The organism is Streptomyces sp. SID14436 (assembly GCF_010548465.1).
GTDB lineage: Bacteria > Actinomycetota > Actinomycetes > Streptomycetales > Streptomycetaceae > Streptomyces.
Map to the genome: position 1 here is coordinate 1 of NZ_JAAGMD010000771.1, position 4,155 is coordinate 4,155.

Annotated in this window: 5 protein-coding genes and 1 pseudogene; 2 read left to right on the forward strand and 4 right to left on the reverse strand. The window is 76.4% G+C overall.

The features are described 5' to 3' along the window. Positions 1 to 201: 201 nt before the first annotated feature. Positions 202 to 1,008 carry a hypothetical protein gene (locus tag G3I53_RS28055; RefSeq protein WP_164333452.1) on the forward strand — a complete coding sequence of 269 codons (807 nt, stop codon included), beginning with the start codon at positions 202 to 204 and terminating at the stop codon, positions 1,006 to 1,008. A gap of 27 nt (positions 1,009 to 1,035) precedes the next feature. Here the strand turns inward: G3I53_RS28055 and G3I53_RS28060 are convergent, their stop codons facing one another. The 3 genes from G3I53_RS28060 to G3I53_RS28070 form a co-directional block, all read right to left on the reverse strand. Further along, on the reverse strand, positions 1,036 to 1,311 hold the full coding sequence (locus tag G3I53_RS28060; RefSeq protein WP_164333451.1) for a hypothetical protein: 276 nt from the start codon (positions 1,309 to 1,311) through the stop codon (positions 1,036 to 1,038). A 46-nt stretch (positions 1,312 to 1,357) separates the two neighbouring features. Further along, complete coding sequence (locus G3I53_RS28065; protein WP_164438907.1) at positions 1,358 to 2,134, reverse strand: GAF and ANTAR domain-containing protein; 777 nt, start codon at positions 2,132 to 2,134, stop codon at positions 1,358 to 1,360. A gap of 105 nt (positions 2,135 to 2,239) precedes the next feature. Further along, positions 2,240 to 3,583, reverse strand: coding sequence for a transcriptional regulator (locus tag G3I53_RS28070; protein ID WP_164438908.1), 1,344 nt, complete (start codon positions 3,581 to 3,583; stop codon positions 2,240 to 2,242). Between the two features lie 98 nt (positions 3,584 to 3,681). Here G3I53_RS28070 and G3I53_RS33470 point away from each other — a divergent pair, with 98 nt between their 5' ends. Beyond that, positions 3,682 to 3,849, forward strand: a complete 168-nt coding sequence (locus G3I53_RS33470; protein ID WP_343239693.1) for a hypothetical protein — start codon at positions 3,682 to 3,684, stop codon at positions 3,847 to 3,849. Positions 3,850 to 3,941: 92 nt separating this feature from the next. On the opposite strand, the pseudogene G3I53_RS28075 reads toward G3I53_RS33470, so the two are convergent. Beyond that, positions 3,942 to 4,155 (reverse strand): annotated as a pseudogene (locus tag G3I53_RS28075) (ABC transporter substrate-binding protein); the annotation flags it as partial.

A 4,155-nucleotide genomic window follows, 5' to 3' on the forward strand; every position in this document is an offset into this window, starting at 1 on the left:
GTCGTGCGGTGCCCGCCGTCCCGTGCGCGACCCTACGCGGGGGCCCGGCGGCCCCCGTCCCCGGCGCCGGGTGGGATCGGGGCTCCCGGGCCCGTGCGGCCCGCTCACCCGGACGGACCGTCGCGCTGGTGGGGCGGGCGGGGCGGTGGTGCCGTGGGGGCAGGTGTCCGACTCCGGACCGGTCCCCCAGGAGACAGCCCGATGACCCGTGCCCCGGCCGCCCGTGCCGTCCTCGTCTCCGCCCTGTCGGTGACCGCCCTGCTGACGGCGACGGCCTGTTCCGCCGAGGACGGCGCGGCGGCCCGGTCGGCCGCCTCCGCGCCCGCCTCCACTCCGGCCTCCGCCGCATCCCCGGCCGCCGAACAGCCCAGCCCCACCGGCTCGGCGGAGTCGTCCGTGCTGAGCGCGGAGCAGGTGCGGGCCGCGCTCGTCACGGAGACGGACCTGGGGGAGCCGTGGATCCCGACGCGGGGCGCCGCGACCTGGCGGGACGGGCTGCTGAAGGCCACCGCGCAGGACGCCGACTGCCGCCGCCTGCTCGACGCCCTCTACACGGAGGACCTGTTCGGCGACCCGACGGGACCGCACGCCGCGGTGACCCTCGACGACGCCTACAGCGACGCCCAGTTGCGCTACCAGGTGGCCGCGCACCCGTCCGCCGAGGTGGACCGCACCCTGGCCTGGCTGGCTTCGCTGCCCGGGACGTGCGAACGCTTCACGGCGACGACCACGGGGGCGGGCCGGCAGGAGGCGCGGGTGGCGGAACTGCCGCTGCCGGAGGTGGGGGACGCCCGGGCGGCCCTGCGGATCACGCTGTCCGGGCGGACCCCGGACGGGGCGGACAGCCACCTGACCGTGGACCTCGCCGCCGTACGGGTCGGGGAGGAGACCATCACCCTCACCAACGGCGGACTCGGCGAGGTGGCGCCGGAGGTCACGCAGGCGGTGGCGCAGTTCGGCACCGAGCGCCTGACGGAGATCCGGCGGCAGTCCCGCCTGCGGGTGTGACGGCCGGGTTCCGGCGGGTGGTCCGGGTCAGGTCAGGCGGTCGACCGCCTGCTTGGCCTCCAGCAGGTCCGCGCCCGTGGCCTCGCGGTAGACCTTGATCGCCTGGACGGTCCTCCCCTCCCGCACGAGCGCGGTGATCTCCTCCCGTCTCGGCAGCTCCTCGTGCAGCCCCAGGTGGTCCAGCATCCGGTCGAGTTTGCGTTCCACACGGGCCAGCCGGCGGTCGGTGCGGGCGATGCGGCTCTGGAGGCCGGCGGCGCCGAGGATCACCAGGCAGGTCAGCGACAGTATGAGTACGTCCATGGCCGGCAAGCCTACGAAGGCGCCCGCCGGCGACGGGTCGGCGCGCTCAGGGCGACTCGAACCGCCTGCGGTGTGCCACCACGTCACCGGCGACGTCGAGTGCCGTGCGGCCGTGGGCGAAGGCGTCGCCCCGCAGCCGGGCCAGGGCCTCGTCGGCCCCGACGCCCAGCTGGGCCATGATCATGCCGACGGCCTGGTGGATCGTGTCGTGGTCGGCGGCCAGTCCGCTGAGCCACGGAGTGCTGCCCCGGTACTCGTGCTCCTCCTCGTGCGGCAGGGCCATCAGCGCCACCGTCATCACCCCGGCCACCAGGCGGGCCACCCCCAGCTGGCCGTCCGTGAGTCCGCCGGGGGCCGTGCGGTAGAGGTCGAGGGTGCCGACGCACAGCCGGTCGCTGCCCAGCGGCAGGGCGTGCACGGCCCGTACCCCGGCGGCGACGGCCTGCTGGGCGAAGACGGGCCAGCGGTGCGTGCTGCGGGCGGACTCCAGGTCGCCGACGAGGACCGGTGCCCCCGTCCGCAGGACCCACTGGCAGGGTCCGTCGCCCAGCGTGGCCTGGAGCTGGGCCAGGTGGGCGGCCCGGGCGCTGCTGGCGCCGAGCTGGACCGGCATGCCGTCGGTGCGCAGCGACACGCTGGCGCCGTCCACCGGCAGCAGGTCCACGACCACGGTGCACAGCCGCCCCGGCATCTCCTCCGGCCCGGCCCCGCGCACGCCCGCGGCGATCGCCTCGGCCGCCCGCTCGTACCCGCCGCCGTCCGGATCCCGGGGGCGGCCGGGCGAGGGGTCGCCGCCAGGGTCGTCCCCGGACCGCACGGCCACCGCCTCCTTCGCTCGGGATGATGGCCTGAAACGGCCGAAACGAGGCCCGACTACCCGGCGCACCCCCGCCGAAACACATGCGGAACGATCGAGTCCGTTCCGTGTTCAGAGCGCGGGCTGGGCGGGCGCCGGACCGAGCGTCGTGGTGCCGGGAGCCGTGCGGTGACCGAGGCCGGTGCGGTAGGCGTCGAGGGCGGCCTCGACCCGGCCGGTGCGGCGCAGCAGGTCGCCCAGCAGCCGGCACAGGTCGGCGAGGTCGCCGAGCGCGCCCGCGCGCTCCAGCAGGCTCATCGCCCGCACGTAGTGCTCCTCGGCCTGCTCGGTGTCGCGCGCGTCCTCCGCGATGATGCCCAGCAGCCGGTGCGCCGCAGCCGCGTGCACCGCGCCGCGCTCGGGGGACAGCCCGCCGAGCACGTCTCGCAGCAGGTCCGCGGCCTGTTCGGAGGAGCCGCGCCGGTGCAGCACATCGGCCAGTTCGACGGTGACCTGGTGGCTGTAGAGGGAGGCGCGGCGGGCCGACAGCATGCGCAGCGCCTCCCGCAGTTCCTCCTCCGCCCGCTCCAGCTCGCCGTTCTGCGCGCACACGTAGCCGCGCATCCAGTGGCAGTTGGCGAGCTCGGTGCGCAGCCGCAGCCCGCGGTACAGCTCCGCCGCCTTGGCCAGTGAGGCGTCGGCCTCGGCGAGCCGGCCCTCGGCGAGCAGGGTGCGGGCCACCGACCGGTGCATGCGCGCCACCAGCGCCGGGTCCCCGGAGCGCGGGGCCAGGGCCAGCGCGAACTCGGCCGCCTGCGCCGCGCGGGCGTGCGCCCCCATGTCCATGTACGGGCCGATCGCGCTCGCGTACAGCAGCAGTAACGCGTCCGGGTCGTGCAGCCCGCCCCGGTTCAGCTCGTCGAGGGTGGATTCCAGCAGGTAGACCGCGTACCGCAGCTCGCCCGCGAGGTAGTGGGCCACCGCCCGGCCGCGCAGGGCGGGCACCCGGGCCGGCAGCGGGGCGCCGGCGAGGCAGGCCTCGGCCCGCTCGAAGAAGCCCCGGCCCGGGACCAGGTCACCGGTCTCCAGCGCGCACTCCCCGAGCCCGAGCAGCGCGGCGGCCTGCTCCTCGGCCAGCCCGTGGGCCTCCGCGTCGGCCAGCAGCGCGGTGAACTGTTCCACCGCCGACTCGGTCTCCCCGGCGGCGAGGGTGCGCTGCGCCTCGGTCAGCCCGAGCCGCAGCTCGGTGACGAGGCGGGCCGGGCGGCCGGTGGCCAGTTCGTCGAAGGTGACTCCGAGCCGGCCGGCGAGGTGGCGCAGGGCGTCGTCGGAGGGCCGCACCCGGCCGGCCTCCAGGGTGGAGATGTAGGCGGCCGTGTAGGCCGGCTCGGCCAGCTGTCTCTGGGTCAGCCCGCCCGCCATGCGCAACTGCTGCACCCGGCGCCCGATGGTGCCCGGATCGTCCCGCTCCCCCACGTCCAACTCTCCTTGTGGCCCTTGCCGTTCGAGTCCGACCGGCTCTAGGTTAAACGGCGGATTAAACATGGTTACCCCATCGCTGTAGTGAGGTCGCCGTGCAGGCACGCACACGCACCGTCGAGCGGTACGCCCGTGGCGTCGCCGCGGCCGTCGCCGCGGTCGCCGCGCTCGTCCTGGCGGCCAACACCGGCCCCACCGCCGAGACGGCCCAGCCGGACCCCGACCACCGGACCACCGCCCCGGTGGAGACCGAGGTCCGCTAGGGAGCCTTCTCGGAAGGCTGCCCAGCCCCGCCGCCGTCGATCCCCGCGACACGCCCGCCGTCCGTCCGGCCGGGGGCCCCGCCCGGGCCGGGTCAGCCCGGCAGCGCCTCGCGCAGCGCCTCGTCGAGGCGGGCGGCGAGTTCCTCCTCGTCGGGCGGGTCGTCGCCGAGCAGCGGGCCGAGCCGCGCCGTGAACGTCTGGGTGAACGCCCCGTACAGCGGTGTCCTCGGCCGCTGCACCGCCTTGCGCAGGGCCGGCAGCAGGATCGTGCGGGCATGCGCGGGCCGCCCCTCCGCGTCGCGCGGG

What these genes read in the sequence shown, in the direction of transcription:
- G3I53_RS28055 (WP_164333452.1), top strand. Translation starts at nt 202, where the DNA reads ATGACCCGTGCCCCGGCCGCCCGTGCCGTCCTCGTCTCCGCCCTGTCG.
- G3I53_RS28060 (WP_164333451.1), bottom strand. Translation starts at nt 1,311, where the DNA reads ATGGACGTACTCATACTGTCGCTGACCTGCCTGGTGATCCTCGGCGCC.